The 1,273-nt window shown below is 60.0% G+C and carries 2 pseudogenes; one reads left to right on the plus strand and one right to left on the minus strand.

The window, feature by feature from the left end:
* Positions 1 to 69: 69 nt before the first annotated feature.
* Positions 70 to 177 (plus strand): annotated as a pseudogene (locus DIE11_RS37625) (transposase); the annotation flags it as partial.
* Between the two features lie 27 nt (positions 178 to 204).
* On the opposite strand, the pseudogene DIE11_RS35965 reads toward DIE11_RS37625, so the two are convergent.
* Positions 205 to 1,202: pseudogene (locus DIE11_RS35965) on the minus strand (IS3 family transposase); the annotation flags it as partial.
* Positions 1,203 to 1,273: the final 71 nt, after the last annotated feature.

Genomic DNA, 1,273 nt, shown 5'->3' on the forward strand with positions numbered 1-1,273 from the left:
CATGACGATACTCCTATGAACGGTAACGTCAGCAGTTACGATACGCCTGCCGGAGCAGTCCATACCATTAACTGGCGTAGCCGCTACGGCGGCATGGATGTATCGGAAGCACGACGATTGCGGCAACTGGAAGAGGAAAACCAGCGGCTCAAGCGGTTGGTGGCAGACCAGGCGCTGTGACCTGCCTGACTTCTTCGGACCATTTCAATCTTGGAGAACGGCCTCGATTGCTTCAGTTGAACAATATCGCTGCTTGAACTCGTTGGGCGTCAGGTAGGCCAGACTCGAATGTGGCCGAACAGCATTGTAGTGACGCCGCCATTGGTCGATCACAACTTTCGCTTCCGTGCGGGTGCGGAACCATTCAAGGCTCAGGCATTCGTCGCGGAACTTGCCGTTGAAGCTCTCATCCGCGCCGTTCTGCCAAGGCTTGCCGGGATCGCTGAGCGCCATGTCCATGCCATTCTGCGCCGCCCACTTCAGGATGGCGCGCGACACGAATTCCGGCCCGTTGTCCGAGCGCAGATAGCGCGGTGCGCCGTGCAGGCTAATCAGTTGTGACAGAACCTCGATGACTCGCCCCGAGCGTATTGATCCGGCCACGTCGATGGCCAGGCATTCACGCGTGTACTCATCGATCACCGTCAGACACTTCAACTGCTGGCCGTTGGCGCACGCGTCGAATACGAAGTCGTACGCCCAGACATGCCGTGCCGCCGTCGCTGGCTGCGGCCGAGGGCGATGGACAGATACGCGTCGGCGGGGTCGCTTGCGCGGCACCTGCAACCCGGCAAGACGCCACAGCCGCCAGGCCCGATCAACGCTCATCGAGTGACCCTGCCGCTCCAGAAAGATCTGAATGCGGCGGTAACCATAACGCGGATATTGTGCCGACAGAATGCTCATCGCTGCCAGCACCGGCGCGTCCCGCACGGCCAGCGTCGATTCGTAATGCAGCGCCGATCGGGCGACCGACATTAGCGCGCACGCACGCCGCTCTGACAGGCCCCGTGCTTTCGCGTAGGTGACCTGCTGGCGTCGAGCGGGCGCGCTCACCACTTTTTTGCGTTGATCTCTTTCATCACGTCCAGCTCGAGATCGCGCTCGGCCAGCATCTTTTTCAGCCGGGCATTTTCCTGCTCAAGCTGCTTCAACCTCTTCACATCGGCGGCTTCCAGGCCGCCGAAATGTTGCCGCCAGTTAATGGTATGGACTGCTCCGGCAGGCGTATCGTAACTGCTGACGTTACCGTTCATAGGAGTATCGTCATGGA

Source organism: Burkholderia sp. Bp9012, from assembly GCF_003853825.1.
Taxonomy (GTDB): Bacteria; Pseudomonadota; Gammaproteobacteria; order Burkholderiales; family Burkholderiaceae; genus Burkholderia; species Burkholderia diffusa.